The organism is Paracoccus sp. (in: a-proteobacteria) (assembly GCF_030538755.1).
Taxonomy (GTDB): domain Bacteria; phylum Pseudomonadota; class Alphaproteobacteria; order Rhodobacterales; family Rhodobacteraceae; genus Paracoccus.
In genome coordinates this window covers 1-22244 of record NZ_JAUNTJ010000008.1, presented here as the reverse complement: position 1 = coordinate 22244, position 22244 = coordinate 1, and the positions used below count along the sequence as shown (strand labels likewise).

The window sequence follows — 22244 nt, the reverse complement described above, 5'->3', positions numbered from 1 at the left end:
ATGAACATCCTGATCCTTGGCGCGGCCGGGCAGATTGCCCGCGTCGCCACGCGCGAATTGCTGGCGCGGACGGATGCCGACCTGACGCTTTATGCCCGCAACATTGCCCGTCTGACGCCGCAGCCCCGCACCCGCATCGTCGAGGGCGATGTGCTGGATGCCACCACCTTGGCGCAGGCGATGGCGGGGCAGGATCTGGTCTATGCCAACCTCTCCGGCGATATGGAGCCGCAGGCCCGCGCGATTGTCACCGCGATGCAGGCGGCGGGCGTGGGGCGGGTGATCTTTATCGCCTCGATGGGGATTTACGACGAGGTGCCGGGCGAAAGCCATGGCGCGATCCTTGACCCCTATCGCAATTCGGCCCGCGTGATCGAGGGCTCGGGTCTGGATTACGCCATCATCCGCCCGGCATGGCTGAACGACCGCGATGAGATCGCCTATGCCACCACCGGCAAGGGCCAGCCGTTCGAAAACGCCGGTGCCAGCGTGTCGCGCCGCAGCGTGGCTGATCTGATCGTGCGGCTGGCGGAACAACCGCGCCTTGGCAATGTCAGCCTTGGCGTTCACCATTCTTAACAGGAGGCAATCATGCAAACCCTGACCCTGAACAATGGCGTCACCCTGCCCTCTGTGGGCCTTGGCGTCTTCCAAAGCCCGCCCGAACAGACCGTCGCCGCCGTCAAGACCGCGCTGGCTGATGGCTATCGCCTGATCGACACCGCCGCCGCCTATGGCAACGAAGCCGAAGTCGGCGAGGGGCTGCGCCAAAGCGGGTTGCCCCGCGATCAGGTCGTCATCCAGACGAAAATCTGGATCAGCGATTACGGCTTCGATTCCGCGCTGCACGCCTTTGACCGCTCCTCCCGCAAGCTGGGGCTGGATATGGTCGATGTCTGGCTGCTGCACCAACCGCTGAGCGTCGATTTCGACCGCACCATCGCCACATGGAAGGCGGCGGAACGTCTGCTGGCCGAAGGCCGTATCCGCGCCATCGGCGTCAGCAATTTCAGCCCGGCGGAACTGGACCGGATCGCTGCGGAATGCGAGGTGGTTCCGGCGCTGAATCAGGTGGAACTGCACCCGTTCTTTACCCAGCCCGAGCTGCGCGCCACGCATGAACGGCTGGGGATTCTGACGCAGGCGTGGTCGCCCATCGGCGGGGTGCAGCGTTATTGGGGCGATGACAAACGCCCCGAGGATGACCCGCTGACCCATCCCGCCATCACCGCGATCGCCGAGGCGCATGGCAAGACCCCCGCGCAGGTGGTGCTGCGCTGGCAGATTCAACTGGGCCATTCGGTGCTGCCGAAATCGGTGAACCCGGCGCGGATCGCGCAGAACATCGACCTGTTCGACTTCACCCTGACCGCCGATGACATCGCCGCCATCGAGGCGCTGGACACCGGCAAGCGCGGCGGGCCGGAACCGACGTCGATCAACCCCGAAAACTATACTTTCGTGATCGAGGACTGATCGCGCCAGCACAAGGGACATCCGATGAAACGCATCAAAAATCAGGACCGCCCGGCCCTGACCCGCCTTGTCGCGGCGATGGCCTGCGCGCTGATGACCGGCACCGCGCCCGCTCTGGCGCAGGCGCAAAGCATCAGCACCCCGCCCGACACCGGCACCGCGATGAGCGCGACGGTCATGCCCATGGCCGCCAATGGCTATACCGAAACGGAGTATTTCGTCTCGGGTCAGGCCGGGCGTTACCGGATCACCGATCCTCTGGCCGAGGCCACGCTGATCGACGGCGGCCACCCCTATACGACCCGCGTTCTGGTGCGCCGCCCCAGCGATCCGGCGCAGTTCAATGGCACGGCGGTGATCGAATGGCTGAACGTGTCGCTGGATCAGGACGTCGATTTCGTCTTTGGGGCCACGCGCGAATTGCTGCTGCGCGACGGCTATGTCTGGATCGGCGTCAGCGCGCAGCGCAACGGGATCGAGGCGATGCGGCGCTGGAACCCCGACCGCTATGGCGCGCTGAGTGTCGCGGCCCCGAACACCGACCCGCTGACCGGGGATGAGATCGACCCCGCCGATCCCTCGATCATGGCAAAGGGCGGCGATGTGCTGGCATGGGACATCTTTTCCCAGATCGGGCAACTGGCCCGCGCGGGCGCGCCCGATCTGATGGTCGGGCTGCGGGCCGAACGGCTGATCGCCGCCTCGGAATCGCAATCCACGCTAAAGGTTTCCAGCTATTACAACAGCATCCAGCCGCTGCACCGGGTCTATGACGGGTTCCTGTTCTATGACCGCAGCGGGCAGTTGCGCACCGATACCGGCGTCAAGGCCATCACCATCGGGACCGAGATTTTCACCTTTCTGCTGGGCCAGCCCCCGCAAGCGGACACCGACCATCAACGCTGGTGGGAAATCAACGGTGCCGCGCATTTCTCGCTGGAGGAAATGCGTGATTACGTCGATCCGATGATCCTCCGTGACGGTGCGTTCCGCGATGGCGACCGGGTGTTGAGCGTGTCCGACCTGACGCGGGAACGCGGGCCGTGCGGGTCGCCCTCGCTTTACAGCCGGGTGCCGAATGGCGATGTGTTAAAGGCGGCGCTGGCCGCGCTGGACGGGTGGATTCAGGGCGGCATGGCACCCGCCACCGCCGCGCGCTTCGTGGTGGACGATCAGGAACGGCCGCAATATCTGCGCGATGCGAACGGCCAGATCCTCGGCGGCATCCGCACCGCCGCCCGCGATGCGCCGATGGCCGCGAACGAGGGGATCGGTCAAGGTCCGGGCTTTTGCGGCCCCTCGGGCACCCATACCGATTATTCCGAGGCCGAGATGTGCGCGCTGTATGGCAGCCACGACGCCTATGTGGCGCGGGTTCAGGCGATCACCAATGCCAATGTCCGCGACCGCGTGCTGTTACCCCAGGAAGCCCGGCGCACTGTCGAAGAAGCACAGGCGCTGACCTTCGCCTGCCCCGGCTAACCCCGCCAGCGCAGCGCATCGACCAGCAGGCGGAACGCGGGCGAGACCTGCCGCCTGCTGGGATAATACAGGTGATAGCCGGGAAAGGGCGGGCACCAGTCGGTCAGCACCCGCACCAGCCGCCCGTCGGCGATATAGGGATCAAGGTGGTCGGACGGCAGGCAGATCAGCCCGCGCCCGGCCAGCGCCGCCTGCACCGCCAGATCGCTGTCGCTGCATGTGAACTGGCCCTCGACCCGGACGTTCAGCGGGCGGCCTTCGCGCTCGAACTCCCAGATATACAGCCCGCCGGAACCGAGCATCCGCAGGTTGATGCAGTTGTGCGCGGTCAGGTCATGCGGGGTTTGCGGCGGCGGGTTGTCGCGGAAATAGCCGGGCGTTCCGGCGACGGTCATTTCCAGATCCGGGCCGATGCGGACGGCGATCATATCCTTGGCCAGACTTTCGCCCAGACGGATGCCCGCGTCGAACCCCTCGCGGGCAATATCGACAAAGCGGGGATCGGTGCTGATCTCGATATTCACATCCGGGTGCTCCGCCATCAGCCGCAGCGCCACCGGCATCACCAGATGCGCGGCAGGCTGGCCGGCCGTCAGCCGGATCGTTCCCGAAGGCCGGGCGCGCATGTCGTCCAGCATCGCCAGTTCGGCGCTGACATTATCCAGCGCGGGCCGCAGCGTGTCGGCCAGCCGCTGCCCGGCCTCGGTCGGGGATACCGCGCGGGTGGTGCGGGTCAGCAGGCGCACACCCAGCCGTTCCTCTAACCGGCGCACCACGGCGCTGACCGCGCTTTGCGAGGTGCCCAGCCGGGTGGCGGCGCGGGTAAAGCTGCGCTCCTCGGCCACGGCCAGAAAGGCCATCAGATCGCTCATCTCATCGCGTCGCTATTGATACCTGCCGGATATGGGTTTCGCCCCGACCTAGCATATTCGGCGGCGTTCTGCACGGGCCAAATAACGGTTCCAGCCAAAGTGCAGCTAAGACCTATGCCGAATTGCGATCAATCCGCCGCTTGATCGCCAAGGCGCAGCCCCCAAATCTGTCACAACCGAAAGGAGACCCGATGCCCAACCGCCGCCGCTTTCTGATCCTTGCCGGTGCCGCCACCGTCACGACCCTTGCCACGCCGATGCTGGCGCAGGGCGCGGCTTCGCGGGGGATGGATGCCGCGATTGCGCAGGCCGCACGGCTGGATCAGTTCCGCACATTGGTCATTCACCAGAACGGCCAGCGGGTCTTTGCGCAGGCATTCCGAGGCCCCGCCCCCGACCGGCCCGCCAATGTGAAATCGGTGTCCAAGACCATTCTGGCGCTGCTGACCGGCATCGCCATCGACCGCGGCGTGATTACCGGCCCGGATCAGCGGGTTCTGCCGCTGCTGGGCCATGCGGGCTTTGGCGATGCCCGCGACCGGCTGACCATCGGCAATCTGCTGACCATGCAGACCGGCCTGTCCAGCACCTCGGGCGGGAATTACGGCGCCTGGGTCAGCAGCCGCGATTGGGTCGCAACCGCGCTGGCGCAGCCCGCAGGCCAGCCGGGCGGGCGGTTCATCTATTCCACCGGCGGCTGGCATGTGCTGGGCGCGGCACTGGCCCGCGCCTCGGGGCAGAGCCTGCACGCGATGGCGCAGAACTGGCTGGGCAACCCGCTGGACATCCGCATCCCGCCTTGGGTCGCAGACCCGCAGGGGCGCTATCTGGGCGGCAATGACATGGCGATCAGCCCGCTGGGGCTGGCGCGGATCGGCGATATGGTGCTGGCGGGCGGGCGCATGGGCGACCGGCAGATCGTCAGCCGCGACTGGATCGCGCAATCATGGCAAAGCCGCACCCGCTCGCCCTTTTCGGGCGACAGTTACGGCTACGGCTGGTTCCTGACCCGCTATGCCGGGCAGCCCGGCTATTACGCGCGCGGCTATGGCGGGCAGATGCTGGCGCTGATCCCGACGCGGGGGCTGTCGGTGGCGATCACGTCCGACCCGAACCGCCCGGCGCGGGGGGATGGCTATTTCGGCGATCTGCGCCGTCTGGTGGACCAGATCGCGGCATAGGATGGCCGCCACGCCGATTAAGCCCGATCCGGTATAAAAGCGTTCTTCATTCCGTATTTCCCAATCTGACTGGCACGGCCTAACCTGACCTCAGCGCAGAAAGGAAGCCGCGATGCCCCTGACCCGCCGTGCCCTGATGATCTCGGCCGCTGCCAATATGGCCTTGGCCCGTGCAGGGGCCGCGCAGCAGGCGCAGAGCCTGACCAACCACCTTGGCACCCGCTTTGTGCAGATCCCGGCAGGGCAGTTCCTGATGGGCGATCCGCAGGGCCGCGCCAATGAACAGCCGCAGCATCGCGTCACCATCACCCGCCCCTTCTGGATGGCCCGGACCGAGGTGACACAGGCCGAATGGCAGGCGCTGATGGGCGAAAACCCCTATGTCCGCGACCGTTCCAACCCCTATTACAACCTGCCCGGCATGGCCGAACGCATCACCCGGCCTGACCACCCGGCGACCGTATCCTGGCTGGACGCGCAGGAATTCATCGCCGCGCTGAACGCGGTCGAGCCGGGCCACCGCCTGCCGACCGAGGCCGAATGGGAATATGCCGCCCGCGCGGGCACCACGACGCGCTATTCCTTTGGCGATGATCCGGGTCAGTTGGGCCGCTATGCCTGGTATGGCGAGGAGTTTTCCGACGGCGGCCATCACCCCGTCGGGCAAAAGCCCGCCAACCCGTGGGGGCTGCACGATATTCACGGCAATGTCTGGGAATGGGTGCAGGACTGGTATGGTCCCTATGCCGCCGGTCCCGCCACCGATCCGACAGGCCCGGCCAACGGCGCCCGGCGCGTGGTGCGCGGCGGCAGCTGGCATTCCACCGGCAACGGCTGGCACAGCGCCGCGCGGCGCGACTATGCCCCTGATTATCGCGGCATCAGCATCGGATTCCGGCTGGTGCGCGACGTGTAAACGAAAGGACACATCATGGAAATCTGGCGTGCAGGCAGCAACGCCTCGGGCACTGGCCCGGCGGAATGGTTCACCGGCAAGGTGCGCGTGGACCCGATGTTCAACCCCGCAGCGCCCGACCGGGTGCAGGGTGCGCATGTCACCTTTGACCCCGGCGCGCGCACCGCGTGGCACACGCATCCGCTGGGCCAGACGCTGATCGTCACCTTTGGGCGCGGCCGCGTCCAGCGCGAAGGCGGCCCGATCGAGGACATCCACCCCGGCGATGTGGTCTGGTTCAGCCCCGGCGAACGCCACTGGCACGGTGCCGCCCCTGATACGGGCATGAGCCATATCGCCATTCAAGAGGTTCAGGATGGCAAGGTTGTCGATTGGGCGGAACACGTCACCGACGCCGAATACAATCGGAAAGGTTAACAGATGCAAACCCGCAAGCTGGGCCAGAACGGCCCCACAGTTTCCACCATCGGCTACGGCTGCATGGGGCTGAACTTTGGCTATGGTCCCGCCGTCGATGACGATCACGGCATCCGCATGATCCGCGCGGCGCATGATCTGGGCGTGACATTCTTTGACACCGCCGAGCTGTATGGCCCCTTTACCAACGAAACCCTGCTGGGCAAGGCCGTCGCGCCCTTTCGCGATCAGGTGGTGATCGCCACCAAGTTCGGCTTTGACATTCAGGATGGCAAGGCGGCGGGCGTCAACAGCCGCCCCGAACATATCCGGCAGGTCGCCGATGCCTCGCTGAAGCGGCTGGGCACCGACCGGATCGACCTGTTCTATCAGCACCGCGTCGATCCCGACGTCCCGATCGAGGATGTGGCGGGCACCGTCCGCGACCTGATCGCCCAAGGCAAGGTCGGGCATTTCGGCCTGTCCGAAGCGGGCGTCGAGGTGATCCGCCGCGCCCATGCCGTGCAGCCCGTCGCCGCGCTGCAAAGCGAATATTCGCTGTGGTGGCGCGAACCCGAGGATAAAATCCTGCCGCTGCTGGACGAACTGGGCATCGGCTTTGTGCCGTTCAGCCCGCTGGGCAAGGGTTTTCTGACCGGCGCGATCCAACCCGACACCGATCTGGGCGACAGCGACTTTCGCAACTCGATCCCCCGCTTTGCCGAGGAAAACCGCCGCGCGAATATGGCGCTGGTCGAGGAAATCGGGCGTATCGCGGCGGATAAGGGCGCGACGAATGCGCAGATCGCGCTGGCATGGCTGCTGACCCGGCAACCGTGGATCGTGCCGATCCCCGGCACCACCAAACTGCCCCGGCTTGAGGAAAACCTCGGCGCGGCCTCGGTCGAACTGGACGCCGCCGATCTGGCCCGCATCCAGACCGCGCTGGACGGGATTCAGATCCTGGGCGACCGCTATAACGCCGCCGGTCAGGCGCGGATCAATCGCTGAGGGGGTCGGGCGATGGAGGTAACGGTTGTCATCGGCGCAGGCTCTATCGGGCAGGCGATTGCGCGACGGATCAGCGCCGGGCGACATGTGGTGCTGGCCGATCTGCGGCAGGACAACGCGGATCAGGCGGCACAGGTGCTGGAACTGGCGGGCTTTGCCTGCACGGCGATCAGCGCGGATGTGGCAGACCGCGCCTCGGTTCAGGCGCTGATCGACACCGCAACCGCCATCGGCCCGGTCAAGGCGCTGGTGCAGGCGGCGGGGGTATCGCCTTCGCAAGCGCCGGTGGAAACCATCCTGCGCGTCGATCTGTATGGCACCGCCATGCTGCTGGAGGCGTTCCGCCCCATCATCGCACCGGGCGGCTGCGGCATCGTGATTTCCTCGCAATCGGGATACCGGATGCCCGCGCTGAGTGCCGAACAGGACGCGCAACTGGCCACCACGCCCGCCGATGATCTGCTGGACCTGCCCTTTGTGCGGGACATCACCGATACGCTGCACGCCTATCAGATGGCGAAACGCGGCAACGGGCTGCGCGTCCGGGCCGAGGCGGTGCATTGGGGCGCACGCAGCGCCCGCATCAACGCCATCAGCCCCGGCATCGTGATGACTCCGCTGGCCCATGACGAGCTGAACGGCGAACGCGCGGGCTTCTATCGCGACATGCTGGCCCGCCAGCCCGCAGGCCGCGCCGGCACCCCCGATGAGATCGCCGCGCTGGCCGCGCTGATCTGCGGACCCGAGGGCGGCTATATCACCGGCAGCGATTTCCTGATCGACGGCGGAGCGACGGCGAATTTCTTTTACGGGACCACCGGTTAAGCGGCCCGAGAACCTGACACGTTAACATCAAGGGAAACGGACATATGGCACAAGACAACACAGCCAACATGGGTCGCCGCGGCTTTCTGGGTGCCTCGGCAACGCTTGCAGCCACGCCGCTGCTGGCCGGGCTTGCCACCCCTGCATCGGCGCAGACCGGCGATGCGAACGGCCCGGCCACCGTCTCGCTGACGGATCGCCGGATGCTGGGCACGCTAGAGGTGTCCAGCGTCGGCCTTGGCGTTCAGAACATGCACCGCACCTATCAGACCACGATCCCCTCGCGGCCGCAGATGGTTGACCTTATCCGCGCGGCCCATCAGCAGGGCGTGACCTTCTTTGACACCGCCGAAGCTTACGGTCCGCATGAATGCGAACGCATCTTGGCGAAGCCATCGCATCCTTTCGCGACGAGGTTGTCATCACCTCGAAATTCGGCTGGGATGTCGATCTGGAAACGGGCGAGCGGCGGCCCGGCCTTGTCAGCCGCCCCGACCGTATCAAGCTGGCGGTCGAAGGGATGCTGGGCCGCCTTGGCACCGATCGCATCGACCTGCTGTATCAGCACCGCGTTGACCCCGAAGTTCCGATCGAGGACGTCGCCGGGGCCGTCAAAGACCTGATGGATGAAGGCAAAGTCCTGCATTGGGGCCTGTCGGAAATGGGCCTGAACACATTACGCCGCGCCCATGCCGCCCTGCCCGTGACCGCTGTTCAAAGCGAATATTCGATGCTGTGGCGCGGCCCCGAAGATCAGGTTCTGTCCACCTGCGAGGAGTTGGGCATCGGCTTTGTCCCGTGGAGCCCGCTGGCCGTCGGCTTTCTGACCGGCGCGATTGACGAACGGACCCGCTTTGCCGAGGGCGATATTCGCGGCATCGAAACCCGGTTTTCGCCGGAAAACCTGCCGGCCAACCTTGCGCTGGTCAATCTGCTGGGCGAATGGGCCGACAGAAAGCAGGCCAGCAAGGCGCAGATCGCGCTGGCATGGCTGATGGCGCAAAGGCCGTGGATCGTGCCCATCCCCGGCACGACGCAGATGGCGCATATGCTGGAAAACATCGGGGCGGCATCGGTCAGCTTTACGGCGGACGAGATCGCCGACCTGAACGCAGCGGTCGCAGCCATCGAGGTGCAGGGCCAGCGTTTGCCCGATGCCGTTCTGGCCTTTTCCGGTGTCGAGGCACCCGAGCCGAACTGACGGGTGAACGGCGGGGGAATCAAGGCCCCCGCCAGCACCCCACCCGCGTCACATGCTGATAGCACGGGACAGCCGCAGGTTCCAATCCGCGCTTGGGTTGGTGGTGCCGTCGCCCAGACGTTCCATGATCGCCGCCACGATCAGATCCCGGCGTGCGGGCAGGCGGTGGCGCTCGGCGGCGGCAAGGGCCGGGCCGATTTCGTCCAGCGTCAGATCGGTGCAATAGGCGGGCGCGCCGGGCTGTTGTCGCCATGATTCAGCCAGCGGCCCGGCGTCAAAGGCGTCCAGCCCGGTATCCTCGACCAGCGCCATGGCCACCGCGCGGTCTTGGTCGCGGTCCGCCGCCACCGGCAGCGCGATCCGCCCCGCAGCCCCCTTGGGCCGTCCGTTTTCCGCCAAAGAGGCCGAGCCGATGGCGTTCCACGCCTTGGCAATCGGGCGGCCAAGCTGTTCGGCGACCCACAGGCTTTCGACCTGGCCATCCTCGATCGCCTGAATCGCGCTGTCGCGGCCGGGGTAATAATTCGAGGTGTCGATCACCACCACATCACCCGGCAGTTCCGCGATCAGCGGCGCCAGCCCCGGAATCCGGCCCAGCGGCACCGACAGGATCACCGCATCCACATCGCGCAGCGCCTGATCGGCCGTCACCGCCTGCGCCCCCGAGGTCAGCAGATCGGCGGCAATCGTGTCCGGCCCGCGCGAATTGGCGACCTTGACCGCATGACCCGCCGCGCTGAGTTTGCGCACCAGGGATGCGCCGATATTGCCGGTTCCCAGAATCCCGATTTTCATATCCGTTCCTTTCCTTGCAGGCCGCCCGATGCGCCGATGAGGGTTTTCGCCTCGCCCCGGCTGACAAGCCCCATTATGATCGCCATATGAGCAGGAACTGCACGAACCGCAAGAACTGGCATCAAGGTCAGATACCCACTCAAAGGTAAGCCATGCCGCGCGACTGGAAATGCGACGATCACAAGCAACAGCTTTTCTGGGCCGCCGCCAGCAGCGCGACCTTGCGGGTGCTGGAAGGGAAATGGACCATGGTCATCATCGTCCAGCTTTTCGCGGCCAAGGCACCGCTGCGCTTTTCCGAACTGGAACGGCGGGTCGAGGGGGTAAACCAGAAGATGCTGATCCAGCAGTTGAAAAAGCTGGAAAAAGACGGGATCGTCACCCGCAAAGTCTTTCCCGAGGTGCCGCCACGGGTGGAATATGCCCTGACGGAACGGGGCTTTGCCCTTGGCCCCAGCATCGAGGCACTGGTGGATTGGGCTTTGGATGAGACCGGGGCGGCGGACTGACCGGCACCCAACCCGCTGTTTATCGCCGCGCCATATGCAAGCAGGCGGCCCCCTTCCCTTACAGCCCCAACGCCCCGGCAATATCCGCGATCAGCACGTGATGCAGCCTAAGGCGGTCGGTGCCGGGCGGGTCAGTGCAGATCGGGTCATCGCCCTCCTCGGCCAGCATCTCAGCACCGCCGGGCTTGCAGAGCGCCAGAAAGCTGAAATGGCTGGCCGGGGCAAAGATGCTATAGGTCGCGCCGGGGATGCGCGTCACCAGATCATGACCCTCGGGGCTGACATCGGCGGCAGGGAACCGGTCGGTCCCTTCGCCCAGATTGATGAAATGGACCGGGGCATCGCTGTCAGACTGCCCCCGATGATCGCGCCGATAAAGCCCGGATCAACCGCGACAGCGCGGGTCACGCGCGGATCGCGCATATCGGCATCAAACCCCCTCGCCTTGCTGAAATCCACGCCTCGGCGCAGAAAAAAGCTGCAATCTGCCGCCGCCGGGTCGTCGATGCAATTGGCCTGATGCACAGCCCCATCAAAGCGCGCACCGCCGAGGCCAGGCGCCGTCGCCCCGCCCAGCGAAAAGCCCAGCGCAGAGATCCGGTCCGGGTCGATAAAGGCCGCAAAGCCGGGATCGGCCAGCAGTTGATCCAGCGCCGCGCTCAGATCCGCCGCCCGCGCGCTGAAATCAAGCGCGCGCCAGCCCGAACTGTCGCCGGTGGTCGAGCCGGGATGCTTCACCGCCAGCACAATGGCCCCATGCCCGGCCAGCCCCGACGACAGCCAGCCAAGACCATCGGCATTGCCGCCCGACCCATGCGAGAGCAGCACCAGCGGATGCCGCCCCTCGGCAACCGCCGCGCCGACAAGGGCGCGGGGCGGCTCGAACAGCGGGCCGTCACCGATAGGCACGGCATAGGTTGAGGCTCCGGCAGGATACCAGATCAAGCCAGAAACCAGACGGGCGCGATGGGGCGCGTCGATATCAAGCCGGTCATTGCCGGACAGCGTGTCGGCCAGCACCGGGGCGGCAAGGACGGCGAGCATGATCGCAGTCGTCAGAGAAAGGGTCGGTTTCATCGAGAACTCCTTGTGAAGGATACGGCAAACCTGCCTCCTGCCCGATCTTTTCGCGTCCTTTATCCCGGAAAAAGGTCGCCAATATCCTGACTTCGGACCAGAAAGGGGCCATGTTGATGCGGCCCATCCCTGCCTTTACCGGCCTGATTCTGCTGTGGCTCGCGCTGCGCAGCGCGCTGGAACGCCGCCTGCTGCTGGCCGGGTTTCTGACCCTTTGCGGGCTGCAATCGCTGGGCGTGGCAATGGTCTCGGGCTATGGTGTGCAGACGCTGCGACCGGTGCTGCCGGTATCGGCGGCGATGATCCCGCCTTTTGCGTGGATCGGGCGGTGCTGTTCGGGCGGCTTGGCCCGCGCAATCTGCTGCCTCATCTGGCGGGACCGGGTTTTGTGCTATTCTGCGGCCTGTTCGTATCGCAGATGGTTGATCTGGCCGTGGCAGGGCTGTTCGCGGGCTATGGCGCGGTGCTGCTGATCCGGTTGCGCCGGACAGGCGATTTACCGCTGGCCCGGCTGGGAGCGGGGTCTCTGCCAGTGCTGATCTGGCGCGGGCTGGGCTGGGCGCTGATCGCCTTGGCCCTCAGCGACCTGCTGATCGCGGCGGCTTTCGCGGGCGGTCGGCCCGATCTGGCGGGCGGGATCATCAGCTTTGGATCGTCGCTCTCGCTGCTGGCGCTTGGGCTGCTGAGCGTTCTGCCTGCCGCCTCGCCCCCGCCCCGTCGGTCGAAACCGACACCGCCGCAGATACCGAAATCCTGTCGCGGCTGGACGCCCTGCTGGCGCGTGAACAGATATCTGGACCCGAACCTGACGCTTGCGCGGCTGGCACGCCGGATGCGCCTGCCCGAAAAGCGTCTGTCGGCGGCGGTGAACCGCGCGACCGGCGGCAATGTCTCGCGCCATATCAACGGATGGCGCATCCGCCACGCCTGCGGGCTGATCGAGGGCGGCGCGTCCGTCACCCAAGCGCTGCTGGACAGCGGATTCAATACAAAATCTAACTTCAACCGCGAATTCCTGCGGGTGACAGGCACAACCCCAAGCCAGTGGGCCACGCGGGATCAGGCGTAAACCGACCAGCGGCGCTATTCATCAGCGCCTGCAAACGCCGCCTTTGCCGCCGTAATCGCGTTCATGCAGGCGGGCACGCCGGCATAGACCGAGACCTGCAAGATGATCTCGATGATTTCCGCGCGCGTGACGCCGCAGTTCAGGGCGGCGCGGATGTGGAATTGCAACTGTCCCGGCGCGGTGGCCATTGCGGCCAGCATGGCGACGGTCAGCATTTCGCGGCTGCGCAGGTTCAGGGCCGGGCGGGACAGAATGTCGGCAAAGGCATAGCCCAGCACCAGTTCAGCCGCATCGGGGGCGAAACCATCCAGATTGGCCTGCACCCGCTGCGGCGCGTCGGGGTCCAGCCGTTCAAGGATGGCAAGCGCGTCGGCAAGGCGGCTCATGCGTCCACGCCCTTCATGCCCTCATCCGTATAACGCGCCCCGATGACCGGCAGGGCGGCGAGGCTGCGCTCGATCTCGGTCAGATCATCGGCGGTCAGGTGCAGATCCACCGCTGCCGCATTGTCGCGCAGATAATCGGGCCGCACCGTGCCGGGGATCGGCACCACGTCACCCCCCTGCGCCAGCAGCCAGGCCAGCGCAAGCTGCGCGCCCGTGCAGCCCTTGCGCACGGCAATGTTTCCGATGCAATCCGCAATCCGGCGGTTGACCTTGACCGCCCCGGCCTGAAAGCGCGGCAGGCTGGCACGGAAATCACCCTTGGCAAAGCCCTGCACCCGCCCGGTCAGAAACCCGCGCCCCAAGGGCGAATAGGCCACGAAACCGATGCCAAGCTCGCGGCAGGCGGGCAGCACCTCGGCCTCGACCTCGCGCGACCACAGCGAATATTCGCTTTGCACCGCCGTCACCGGATGGATGGCATGGGCGCGGCGCAGAGTGGCGGCGCTGACCTCGCACAGGCCGATGCGGGCGATCTTGCCTTCGCCCACCAGCCGCGACAGCCCGCCCATCGTGTCCTGAATGTCGCGACTGCGGTCGATGCGGTGGACGTAGAACAGGTCGAGCCGCTCAACCCCCAGCCGCCGCAGCGATCCTTCGACGCAGCGGCGGGCGTAATCGGGGCTGTTGTCGATGCTGCGGCGGTATTCGCCGGGGTTGCGCACGATCCCGAACTTGGTCGCGACCTGCATCGGCACGGCGGTTTCGCGCAGGAAACGGCAGATCAGCTCTTCGTTGTGATGCGGGCCATACATATCGGCCGTATCCAGAAAGGTGACGCCCAGTTCCGCCGCCTTGTGCAGCACCCGCAGCGATTGCGCGTCGTCGCGGGGGCCATAGAACTCGCTCATTCCCATGCAGCCAAGGCCGATGGCCGAGACCTGAAAATCCGTCGTCAATCTGCGCCGCTGCATCATCGCCCCCATCCTTGCCGGTCTGGGGGAATGTGGCATTTCCGAATGCGGCGGGATACACCCACAATCGGCAAAGAGGTTTCCATTATCGGAAAAGACGGGTTCATCTGGGATGACGTGCAGTGCTTTGTGGCCATCGCGCGGACAGGTTCGCTCAGCGGGGCGGCGGCACGACTGGGGGTCGGGCTGGCCACCGTGTCGCGCCGCATCGCCCGGTTTGAATCCGCGATGGGGCAGCCGCTGTTCACCCGCCAGCAGTCTGGCTATGCGCTGACAGCGGATGGCGCGGCGCTGATCGACCGGGCCGAGGCGATCGAGGCCGCCGCCCTGTCCCTGCACCACGGCGCCGCCGCGCAGGCCGAGGTTGCGGGGCGGGTGCGGCTGGCCACGGCGGAAAATCTGGCCACCGGCCTGATCCTGCCCGAACTGGCCCGGCTGCGCGACCGGCACCCGCAACTGGTGGTCGAGGTGCTGACCGACATCGCCACCGTCAGCCTGCATCGCCGCGATGCCGATATTGCCCTGCGCATGGTGCGGCCCGAGCGCGGCAATGTGGTGGTGCAACGGCTTGGGGTGCTGGGGTTCGGGCTGTATGCCGCCCCCGCCTATCTGGCGGTGCGCCCCGCTGAGGATGCCTTTATCGCATGGCCTGAAACGCAGGCCCATCTGCCCGCCGCGCAATGGTCCGAGCGCAGATGGCCGGGCCGCGCGCCTGCCGTGGTCTCGGGCACGCTGGCCGGGCATCTGGCGGCCTGCGCAGGCGGCATGGGCCTTGCCGTGCTGCCGCATTTTCTGGCCCGCCCGCGTGGATTGACCTGCGTTCAGGCCGAAGCGGGGCTGGATCAGGTGATCTGGCTGGTCACGCAATCCGACCTTGCCGGATCGCGCCGGGTGCAGGCCGTCGCCACATTCCTGCGCGATCTGGTGGCGCAGAACCGGCACAGGCTGGCGGGCACGGCGGCCTAGATTCGCGGCCTGACCGTGCGCCGATCCGCCCGGATCAGTGCCGCATCACCTGCCCGATCAGCATCCCCGCAAAGGCGCGCGGGTCTGGTTCGCCCCCACGTGATTGGACCGCCACAACTGGCCAGCACGTTTGCGCGAATGCGCGACGGCAACCTGCCCAGTTCGACACAATCCTGCCAGTCACGCTTGCTGATGTTCAGAACGATGACGCAGCGCCAGCGCAGGGTGCGCACATCAGCCCTCTGCCAAGTCAGAACTTGGTCGGCTGGTTCGTTGGGGTGGATTTCAGGACGGATTTGGAGGTGGCTGGCTGCGCAGGCAACCAAGACCGCTTGCAGCGCGTCCTTGGAATCAAAGGGGAAGCCCACCGGCAGAGGACAGCCGAATATGGAAACACGGGCCGTAGCCCGTGCTTCAATGTGGTGCTCTGTCGAGCTTGTTAACCACTCGACCGCGATTTCTGAATGCTTCCCGATAAAGGCATTCTCGCGGCCAAGTCAAGAGCAATTCAGAAATCGCAGTCCAGTCGCAACTCAAAGACACTGCCGGGTCAGGGAACATTGTCCCTCATGGCTCGGAAGCTATTGATGCCCTTAGCCGGGTGTGGACGCCGACTTTCCCTCTTGCGAAAGCGATGCTGCTTATCAGAGCCAGTCACGGGGTGAACCGGACCACATCGCCCCGGCAAGAACTGGGCACATTTATCCTAAGCCATCCGCCCACCAAGAACAATAAGTTTTCCTCAAAGACATTAATTCTTGACTCAGGCGTGATCGCCAGCCACCATCAGCCAAAGTCACCGGTCCAAAGAGACACACCCATGTTCACACGCCTCGCCCTTGATGTCGGGACCTCCTCAATAGGCTGGATTCTTTACGAAATTGTCAACGGTCGCCCCGTGCGCATCCTCGATGGCGGCGTGCGGATTTTCGGCGATGGGCGCGAGGCCAAGACCGGGCAATCGCTGGCCGTCGGGCGACGCAATGCCCGCGCCATGCGCCGCCGCCGCGACCGCTATCTGCGCCGCCGCGCCACCCTGATGAAGCGCATGGCCGAAGCCGGGCTGATGCCGCAAAACCCGGACGAGGCGGCGGCTCTGGCCCGGCTTGATCCTTATGCGCTGCGGGCTACGGGTCTGACGCAACCGCTGCCGCTGACACATCTGGGCCGCGCATTCTTTCACCTGAACCAGCGGCGCGGGTTCAAATCGAACCGGCGCGCGGACAAGGGCAATAACGAAGGCGGGCTGATCGCCGATGCCTCGGCGCGGCTGGATCAGGCGATGATGGCGGCGGGTGCCCGGACCTATGGCGAGTTTCTGCACATGCGCCGCGCCAGTGCTGGCGATGCCCGTGCGGTCCCCGCCGTGCGCACCCGGATCAACCCGCATCTGACCGGCGAGGATGGCAAGGAACAGCCCGGCTATGATTTTTACCCCGACCGCCGCCATCTGGAGGAAGAATTTCACAAGCTCTGGCAGGCACAAGCCCCCCATCACCCCGAACTGACCGACGAATTGCGCGACCTGATCTTTGAAAAGATCTTTTATCAGCGCCCCCTGAAGGCCCCGGCGATTGGCCGCTGTCTTTTCCTGCCCGAACGCCGCCTGCCCAAGGCACACCCGCTGACGCAACAGCGCACGCTTTATGAAACCGTGAACATGCTGCGTGTCGTCACCCCCGGTCAGCCGAAACGTCGCCTGACGCGCGAGGAACGCGACAAGATCATCTTTGCGCTGAACGCCAAGGTTCCGGCCAAAAGCCCCGGCTCGAACAAGCTGACGCTGGTCGCGCTAAGGAAAATTATCAAGCTGCACCCGGATGAAAGCTTTTCACTGGAAACCGCGATGCGCGATGCCATCGCCTGCGATCCGGTGCGGATGAGCCTTGCCCATCCCGACCGCTATGGCCCCGGCTGGACCGCGCTGGACACGGACGCGCAGTGGCAGATCATCCAGCGCCTGCGCGACGAACAGGACGGCGAAAAGCTGGTAAGCTGGCTGATGGACCACACCGGCTTTGACCGCGACCGCGCGCGCGCCATTGCCGATGCGCCCCTGCCCGAAGGCTTTGGCCGGCTGGGCGAAACCGCGACCCGCCGCATTCTTGCCGCTTTGATCGGCGGGACGGCGGATCAGGAGGTCGCGACCTATAACGAAGCCGTGGAGTTCTGCGGCTGGAATCATTCGCATCTGGCCACCGGCGAGGTGCTGGACCGCCTGCCCTATTACGGACAGATTCTTGACCGCCACGTCCTGCCCGGCACTGGCGAGGAAAGCGACGATGACGTGACCCGCTTCGGGCGCATCACCAACCCGACCGTGCATATCGGGCTGGGGCAGATCCGGCGGCTTGTGAACCGGATCATTGATATTCATGGCCGCCCGGATGAAATCGTGCTGGAACTCGCCCGCGATCTGAAAATGAGCGAGGAGCAAAAGCGTGATCTGGCGCAGACCAACGCCAAAAACCAAAAGGCAGCCGAGCAGCGCAGCCAGAAACTGATCGAAGAGCTGAAGGTTCAGGACAATGGCCGCAATCGCGCAATCTTGCGGGTATGGGAGGAAACCTCGCCGGATGTCTTAAAGCGCCGCTGCCCCTATACCGGGCAGGTGATTTCCGCCGCCATGCTGTTTGATGGCAGTTGCGATATTGACCACATCCTGCCCTATTCGCGCACGCTGGATGACAGCTTTAACAACCGCACGATTTGCCTGAAATCCGCCAACCGGGAAAAGCGCAACAAAACCCCGTGGGAGGCGTGGGGCGGGACCCCGAAATGGCCGGCAATCGAGGCCAATCTGAAAAACCTCCCCGAAGGAAAACGCTGGCGTTTCCAACCCGATGCGATGGAGAAATACGAAGGCGAGCGTGATTTTTCCGCCCGCGCACTGGTTGATACGCAATATCTGTCGCGGGTGGCACGGGAATATCTGGAAAGCCTTTATGCTGATGCTCTATCAGAGGGTCGGCGTCCGATCTGGGTTGTAGCGGGAAAACTGACCGAAATGCTGCGCCGTCACTGGGGGCTGAACAGCCTGCTGCCTGACGCGCATCGCGGAACTGCAAAAGCCAAAAACCGTCAGGACCACCGCCACCATATGATTGACGCCGCTGTTATCGGTGCGACAGATCAGGGAATGGTCAAACGTATTTCCGATATGGCGAAAGCCAATGTCGAAAACGGGTTGGAGGAATTGGCAGGCTCGATCCCCGCGCCATGGGAAAGTTTTCGCGCCGATCTTGCGCAACAGCTAAAGACAACCACCGTCAGCCACCGCGCCGATCACGGTCGCTTCGACCCCGAGGCGAAAAAGCAGGGGCGGGATTCAACGGCAGGTCAATTGCACAACGATACCGCCTATGGGTTGACCGACAAGACCGCGCGGGGCGTGCCGCTGGTGGTGACGCGCAAGGCTTTTGACAGCCCGACCCCGGCAATGCTCGACAAGATTCGCGACCCCTATCTGGTGAAATTGCTGACGCCGATAGTTAAAGACAAAAGCGGCAAGGATTTGCAGGCCGCCCTGAAAGCCTTTCGCGAACAGCCCGGCCCCTATCATCGCATCCGGCATGTGCGGATTATCGAGCCGGTGGATGTTATCAAAATTCGCGATACCCAAGGCCGCGCCTATAAGGGCTACAAAGGCGACAGCAACCAATGCTATGAGGTCTGGCGTATGCCGGACGGCAAGCCGGTGCATCAGGTTGTTTCAACCTTTGATGCGCACCAGTCAGGCGAAACAAAGCCACACCCGGCCGCAAAACGTCTGATACGGCTTTACAAAGGCGATATGGTCAAGCTGGACAACAGCAAGTTCGGGCCAGTGATCGCGGTTGTTGTAAAGTTTGATACGAATGGCGGGATCAGCCTTGTCGCCCATAACGAAAGCAATGCCGACCAGCGTTATCGTCGCGACAAAGAGGATGTGTTTATCCGCTGCAATGCCGGCAGCCTGCTCAAGTCCGGGGCGCGCAGGGTCATTGTGGATGAAGCAGGACGCATACGGAACTCAAGTTAACGCCGAATCCAGAATCTTCTGGATCGAATCACCCGGCGCGTTGATTATAAAAAAATCAATTGCGCCGGGATTGCCCCAGTGGAACAGATCGTCGATATCAGTCAGGATGGCCGTCATCTCTCGCGGGATCGCGGCTTCATGCAGGTCGAGGCGGCTGGTGAAACCATAGGCCGCGTGCCTCTCGATCAAATCACAGCGGTCATTGCCCATTCCCACGGCATCACCTGGAGCAATTCACTGCTGGTCGAACTGGCCAATCGCGGCGCGCCGGTTGTTCTTTGCGGGGCCAATCACCAGCCTCGGGCGGTGATCTGTTCGCTTGACGGCCACCATATGCAAAATGCCCGGATGCGTGCGCAATGGGACGCGCCGCAACCTCTGATAAAGCAAGCCTGGAAACAAATCGTGATCGCCAAGATCAAGATGCAGGCGGCGGCCCTTGCCGCTATTGGTCAGCCGCCTGCGCCATTGGATATGCTGGCCCGCAATGTCCAATCAGGCGACAGCGGCAATACCGAAGCGCAAGCGGCCCGCATTTATTGGCCGCTGATAATGGGCCGGGATTTTCGCCGCGATAAGGATCTGCCCGACATCAATGCCTTGCTGAATTATGGTTACACCGTTTTGCGCGCCGCAACGGCGCGGGCAGTGGTCGCCGCTGGCCTGCACCCAACCATCGGGCTGTTTCATTCCAACCGCTCGAATGCCTTCGCGCTGGCCGATGACCTGATAGAGCCATTCCGCCCGCTGGTCGATCTGACAGCCCGCGCCATCGCCACGACCGATGGCCCCGAGGTTACGTCGCAGGCTAAACGCCGTATGGCTGAACTGATCGCGCTGGACCTTCCGCTGACTGGCGAAACCAGCCCCGTATCGGTCGCCCTTTCCCGCCTCGCCACTTCGCTCGCCCAAAGCTTCGAGACGCGCAAATTGCGCCTGGCTCTGCCCGAAGCTCCACCGCCACTCGTCCTTTCGGGTCTCGGGAAATGAGCGGCCCGGCAACATTTCTAAGTGGATATCGCCTGATGTGGATCCTTGTGATGTTCGACCTGCCGACCGATTCCAAGCCGCAACGTAAAGCGGCCGGGGATTTCCGCAACTTCCTGCTGGACGAAGGTTTCGAGCGCAGCCAGTTCTCGATCTACGCCCGCTTTATCAACGGCAAGGAGGCCTTCGAAAGCCGCGTCCGCCGGATTGAGCGCGCGCTGCCCTCGCAAGGCGACGTCCAGATCCTGACGCTGACAGACCGCCAGTACCGTGATATCGTACATTTCTCGGACCAAGGCCGCCGCAGCGCCCGGGAAAATCCATCGCAACTGGTGCTGTTCTGACAATGATTCGCCATTTCCCCACAAACGAACCTGCCACAAATCTCTTTTATATCAGAAACTTGCGGCAGGACGAGTGTACTCATTCAGAAATCGCGGTCTAGCGGCAACTCCGTGGCCGAAGGCGTGAACAAGCGCCCGAGTGTACTCATTCAGAAATCGCGGTCTAGCGGCAACAAGGCCCGCGAAGCCCCGCTGATGGGGCTTAGTGTACTCATTCAGAAATCGCGGTCTAGCGGCAACTCGAGAATCTGAGTGCCATTCGAGCGCATGAGTGTACTCATTCAGAAATCGCGGTCTAGCGGCAACTCTTCCCATACACAAGCGTCGTATTCCCGCAGTGTACTCATTCAGAAATCGCGGTCTAGCGGCAACTGGGACCATCGCCGATGTGGGCCGGGGCGTAGTGTACTCATTCAGAAATCGCGGTCTAGCGGCAACTTCAGGCGCGGCTCATGCGGCGCAAGGCCGAGTGTACTCATTCAGAAATCGCGGTCTAGCGGCAACTCCCACTGGACCGCCATCGCCCGGAGGGCCAGTGTACTCATTCAGAAATCGCGGTCTAGCGGCAACCGTCTGCTTGCCATCGCCGCCGATCCCAAGAGTGTACTCATTCAGAAATCGCGGTCTAGCGGCAACCCTTCTTGGCAGCCCCGCCTGCCGCGCCCCAGTGTACTCATTCAGAAATCGCGGTCTAGCGGCAACTTAAGAGCCTTCTTGATATTTCGGATGTGAAGTGTACTCATTCAGAAATCGCGGTCTAGCGGCAACGAGACCGATAATCCCAACCTCGATCTTGGAAGTGTACTCATTCAGAAATCGCGGTCTAGCGGCAACCCTAAATAAATTTATGACAGTCGCGGAATTAGTGTACTCATTCAGAAATCGCGGTCCAGCGGCAACCGGTTCTGGTTGTTCGTGTTCGATGACAACAGTGTACTCATTCAGAAATCGCGGTCCAGCGGCAACAACGCCCAATCGGCCCGATCCTGCTGGCGAAGTGTACTCATTCAGAAATCGCGGTCCAGCGGCAACCCCGGCACGGCCCGCTGGTTCCGGCACTATAAGTGTACTCATTCAGAAATCGCGGTCCAGCGGCAACAGACGGCGAACCGCTCCGTGCGCGCTGCTTAGTGTACTCATTCAGAAATCGCGGTCCAGCGGCAACTCGCTGCTCTCGCTAACTCCAGCCCTAATCAGTGTACTCATTCAGAAATCGCGGTCCAGCGGCAACTTTTCGCGACTGGCTGGACTGGCGTTCCGGAGTGTACTCATTCAGAAATCGCGGTCCAGCGGCAACTAACTTGCACGTTAAGTCGCGTGTCGGCTTAGTGTACTCATTCAGAAATCGCGGTCCAGCGGCAACCTTCGATGACACGGGGGCGGAAAGCTGTCCAGTGTACTCATTCAGAAATCGCGGTCCAGCGGCAACTAATCACGACAAGCGTAAGGTACGTCTTAGAGTGTACTCATTCAGAAATCGCGGTCCAGCGGCAACTTCACACAAGCCGATTGCGAACGACTGGAAGTGTACTCATTCAGAAATCGCGGTCCAGCGGCAACAAAGACGGCTCGACGGCGTTTGTCATTATCAGTGTACTCATTCAGAAATCGCGGTCCAGCGGCAACCCCGCCGCCGTGCGGCGGATCAACTGGAAAAGTGTACTCATTCAGAAATCGCGGTCCAGCGGCAACCCTGACCAACAGCTAGGCTCAGGACCCGTTGATTTTGGTCGGCCTGCGTGATTCACGGCTCCGAACA

21 protein-coding genes, 1 pseudogene and 1 CRISPR repeat array are annotated in these 22244 nt (G+C 63.9%); of the genes and pseudogenes, 16 read left to right on the top strand and 6 right to left on the bottom strand.

What is annotated here, in order from left to right:
- The 3 genes from Q4G14_RS06720 to Q4G14_RS06710 are packed head-to-tail and all read left to right on the top strand — an operon-like array spanning position 1 to position 2958.
- Entirely contained in the window at positions 1 to 579 is a 579-nt protein-coding gene (locus Q4G14_RS06720; protein ID WP_303360965.1) for an NAD(P)H-binding protein, read from the top strand.
- A 12-nt stretch (positions 580 to 591) separates the two neighbouring features.
- Positions 592 to 1476 carry an aldo/keto reductase gene (locus Q4G14_RS06715; protein WP_303360964.1) on the top strand — a complete coding sequence of 295 codons (885 nt, stop codon included), beginning with the start codon at positions 592 to 594 and terminating at the stop codon, positions 1474 to 1476.
- 24 nt (positions 1477 to 1500) lie between these two features.
- Entirely contained in the window at positions 1501 to 2958 is a 1458-nt protein-coding gene (locus Q4G14_RS06710) for an alpha/beta hydrolase domain-containing protein (protein WP_303360963.1), read from the top strand.
- On the opposite strand, the gene Q4G14_RS06705 is transcribed toward Q4G14_RS06710, so the two are convergent.
- Complete coding sequence (locus Q4G14_RS06705) at positions 2955 to 3830, bottom strand: LysR family transcriptional regulator (RefSeq protein ID WP_303360962.1); 876 nt, start codon at positions 3828 to 3830, stop codon at positions 2955 to 2957. The genes Q4G14_RS06710 and Q4G14_RS06705 overlap by 4 nt on opposite strands.
- Positions 3831 to 4021: 191 nt before the next feature.
- Between Q4G14_RS06705 and Q4G14_RS06700 the strand changes: the two genes are divergently transcribed.
- The 6 genes and pseudogenes from Q4G14_RS06700 (at position 4022) to Q4G14_RS06670 (ending at position 9360) form a co-directional block, all read left to right on the top strand.
- Positions 4022 to 5011 (top strand): serine hydrolase, encoded by a 990-nt coding sequence (locus tag Q4G14_RS06700; protein ID WP_303360961.1) that lies wholly within the window; start codon positions 4022 to 4024, stop codon positions 5009 to 5011.
- Between the two features lie 112 nt (positions 5012 to 5123).
- Positions 5124 to 5927 (top strand): formylglycine-generating enzyme family protein, encoded by an 804-nt coding sequence (locus Q4G14_RS06695; protein ID WP_303360960.1) that lies wholly within the window; start codon positions 5124 to 5126, stop codon positions 5925 to 5927.
- A gap of 15 nt (positions 5928 to 5942) precedes the next feature.
- On the top strand, positions 5943 to 6344 hold the full coding sequence (locus Q4G14_RS06690) for a cupin domain-containing protein (protein WP_303360959.1): 402 nt from the start codon (positions 5943 to 5945) through the stop codon (positions 6342 to 6344).
- A 3-nt stretch (positions 6345 to 6347) separates the two neighbouring features.
- Positions 6348 to 7334, top strand: a complete 987-nt coding sequence (locus Q4G14_RS06685) for an aldo/keto reductase (protein ID WP_303360958.1) — start codon at positions 6348 to 6350, stop codon at positions 7332 to 7334.
- A gap of 12 nt (positions 7335 to 7346) precedes the next feature.
- On the top strand, positions 7347 to 8159 hold the full coding sequence (locus Q4G14_RS06680; RefSeq protein WP_303360957.1) for an SDR family oxidoreductase: 813 nt from the start codon (positions 7347 to 7349) through the stop codon (positions 8157 to 8159).
- A gap of 44 nt (positions 8160 to 8203) precedes the next feature.
- A pseudogene (locus tag Q4G14_RS06670) lies at positions 8204 to 9360 on the top strand (aldo/keto reductase).
- Between the two features lie 48 nt (positions 9361 to 9408).
- Here Q4G14_RS06670 and Q4G14_RS06665 read toward each other — a convergent pair.
- The gene (locus tag Q4G14_RS06665) at positions 9409 to 10185 is read right to left on the bottom strand and encodes an NADPH-dependent F420 reductase (RefSeq protein WP_303361049.1); all 777 of its coding nucleotides are present in this window, start codon (positions 10183 to 10185) and stop codon (positions 9409 to 9411) included.
- Between the two features lie 122 nt (positions 10186 to 10307).
- Here Q4G14_RS06665 and Q4G14_RS06660 point away from each other — a divergent pair, with 122 nt between their 5' ends.
- Entirely contained in the window at positions 10308 to 10664 is a 357-nt protein-coding gene (locus tag Q4G14_RS06660) for a helix-turn-helix domain-containing protein (RefSeq protein WP_303360955.1), read from the top strand.
- Between the two features lie 58 nt (positions 10665 to 10722).
- Here the strand turns inward: Q4G14_RS06660 and Q4G14_RS06655 are convergent, their stop codons facing one another.
- Both Q4G14_RS06655 and Q4G14_RS06650 read right to left on the bottom strand, forming a co-directional pair.
- Entirely contained in the window at positions 10723 to 10923 is a 201-nt protein-coding gene (locus Q4G14_RS06655; RefSeq protein WP_303360954.1) for a hypothetical protein, read from the bottom strand.
- Positions 10920 to 11741: a hypothetical protein gene (locus Q4G14_RS06650; protein WP_303360953.1), complete on the bottom strand. Its 822-nt coding sequence runs from the start codon at positions 11739 to 11741 to the stop codon at positions 10920 to 10922. Before Q4G14_RS06650 ends, Q4G14_RS06655 begins: the two co-directional genes overlap by 4 nt.
- 116 nt (positions 11742 to 11857) lie before the next feature.
- Between Q4G14_RS06650 and Q4G14_RS06645 the strand changes: the two genes are divergently transcribed.
- Together Q4G14_RS06645 and Q4G14_RS06640 are read left to right on the top strand one after the other, a co-directional pair.
- Complete coding sequence (locus tag Q4G14_RS06645) at positions 11858 to 12214, top strand: hypothetical protein (RefSeq protein ID WP_303360952.1); 357 nt, start codon at positions 11858 to 11860, stop codon at positions 12212 to 12214.
- A complete protein-coding gene (locus Q4G14_RS06640; protein ID WP_303360951.1) occupies positions 12160 to 12810 on the top strand; it encodes an AraC family transcriptional regulator in 651 nt (216 codons plus the stop codon). The genes Q4G14_RS06645 and Q4G14_RS06640 overlap by 55 nt, the downstream gene beginning before the upstream one ends.
- Before the next feature lie 14 nt (positions 12811 to 12824).
- On the opposite strand, the gene Q4G14_RS06635 is transcribed toward Q4G14_RS06640, so the two are convergent.
- Positions 12825 to 13196, bottom strand: a complete 372-nt coding sequence (locus tag Q4G14_RS06635) for a carboxymuconolactone decarboxylase family protein (RefSeq protein ID WP_303360950.1) — start codon at positions 13194 to 13196, stop codon at positions 12825 to 12827.
- Positions 13193 to 14170: an aldo/keto reductase gene (locus Q4G14_RS06630; protein WP_368661326.1), complete on the bottom strand. Its 978-nt coding sequence runs from the start codon at positions 14168 to 14170 to the stop codon at positions 13193 to 13195. The genes Q4G14_RS06635 and Q4G14_RS06630 overlap by 4 nt, the downstream gene beginning before the upstream one ends.
- A 42-nt stretch (positions 14171 to 14212) precedes the next feature.
- On the opposite strand from Q4G14_RS06630, the gene Q4G14_RS06625 reads away from it, so the two are divergent.
- From Q4G14_RS06625 to cas2, 4 genes are all read left to right on the top strand, one after another.
- On the top strand, positions 14213 to 15133 hold the full coding sequence (locus Q4G14_RS06625; RefSeq protein ID WP_303360949.1) for a LysR family transcriptional regulator: 921 nt from the start codon (positions 14213 to 14215) through the stop codon (positions 15131 to 15133).
- Between the two features lie 820 nt (positions 15134 to 15953).
- Positions 15954 to 19154: a type II CRISPR RNA-guided endonuclease Cas9 gene (cas9, locus tag Q4G14_RS06620; RefSeq protein ID WP_368661325.1), complete on the top strand. Its 3201-nt coding sequence runs from the start codon at positions 15954 to 15956 to the stop codon at positions 19152 to 19154.
- 78 nt (positions 19155 to 19232) lie between these two features.
- On the top strand, positions 19233 to 20144 hold the full coding sequence (gene cas1, locus Q4G14_RS06615; protein ID WP_303360947.1) for a type II CRISPR-associated endonuclease Cas1: 912 nt from the start codon (positions 19233 to 19235) through the stop codon (positions 20142 to 20144).
- Positions 20141 to 20485 (top strand): CRISPR-associated endonuclease Cas2, encoded by a 345-nt coding sequence (gene cas2 / locus Q4G14_RS06610; protein WP_303360946.1) that lies wholly within the window; start codon positions 20141 to 20143, stop codon positions 20483 to 20485. Before cas1 ends, cas2 begins: the two co-directional genes overlap by 4 nt.
- Positions 20486 to 20557: 72 nt before the next feature.
- A CRISPR array of direct repeats spans positions 20558 to 22177; the repeat unit is 36 nt; unit sequence AGTGTACTCATTCAGAAATCGCGGTCCAGCGGCAAC.
- Positions 22178 to 22244 lie beyond the last annotated feature (67 nt).

Coding starts and splice junctions, on each gene's coding strand:
- Q4G14_RS06720 (WP_303360965.1), top strand. CDS start 1: ATGAACATCCTGATCCTTGGCGCGGCCGGGCAGATTGCCCGCGTCGCC.
- Q4G14_RS06715 (WP_303360964.1), top strand. CDS start 592: ATGCAAACCCTGACCCTGAACAATGGCGTCACCCTGCCCTCTGTGGGC.
- Q4G14_RS06710 (WP_303360963.1), top strand. CDS start 1,501: ATGAAACGCATCAAAAATCAGGACCGCCCGGCCCTGACCCGCCTTGTC.
- Q4G14_RS06705 (WP_303360962.1), bottom strand. CDS start 3,830: ATGAGCGATCTGATGGCCTTTCTGGCCGTGGCCGAGGAGCGCAGCTTT.
- Q4G14_RS06700 (WP_303360961.1), top strand. CDS start 4,022: ATGCCCAACCGCCGCCGCTTTCTGATCCTTGCCGGTGCCGCCACCGTC.
- Q4G14_RS06695 (WP_303360960.1), top strand. CDS start 5,124: ATGCCCCTGACCCGCCGTGCCCTGATGATCTCGGCCGCTGCCAATATG.
- Q4G14_RS06690 (WP_303360959.1), top strand. CDS start 5,943: ATGGAAATCTGGCGTGCAGGCAGCAACGCCTCGGGCACTGGCCCGGCG.
- Q4G14_RS06685 (WP_303360958.1), top strand. CDS start 6,348: ATGCAAACCCGCAAGCTGGGCCAGAACGGCCCCACAGTTTCCACCATC.
- Q4G14_RS06680 (WP_303360957.1), top strand. CDS start 7,347: ATGGAGGTAACGGTTGTCATCGGCGCAGGCTCTATCGGGCAGGCGATT.
- Q4G14_RS06660 (WP_303360955.1), top strand. CDS start 10,308: ATGCCGCGCGACTGGAAATGCGACGATCACAAGCAACAGCTTTTCTGG.
- Q4G14_RS06650 (WP_303360953.1), bottom strand. CDS start 11,741: ATGAAACCGACCCTTTCTCTGACGACTGCGATCATGCTCGCCGTCCTT.
- Q4G14_RS06645 (WP_303360952.1), top strand. CDS start 11,858: ATGCGGCCCATCCCTGCCTTTACCGGCCTGATTCTGCTGTGGCTCGCG.
- Q4G14_RS06640 (WP_303360951.1), top strand. CDS start 12,160: ATGGTTGATCTGGCCGTGGCAGGGCTGTTCGCGGGCTATGGCGCGGTG.
- Q4G14_RS06635 (WP_303360950.1), bottom strand. CDS start 13,196: ATGAGCCGCCTTGCCGACGCGCTTGCCATCCTTGAACGGCTGGACCCC.
- Q4G14_RS06630 (WP_368661326.1), bottom strand. CDS start 14,170: ATGATGCAGCGGCGCAGATTGACGACGGATTTTCAGGTCTCGGCCATC.
- Q4G14_RS06625 (WP_303360949.1), top strand. CDS start 14,213: ATGCGGCGGGATACACCCACAATCGGCAAAGAGGTTTCCATTATCGGA.
- cas9 (WP_368661325.1), top strand. CDS start 15,954: ATGTTCACACGCCTCGCCCTTGATGTCGGGACCTCCTCAATAGGCTGG.
- cas2 (WP_303360946.1), top strand. CDS start 20,141: ATGAGCGGCCCGGCAACATTTCTAAGTGGATATCGCCTGATGTGGATC.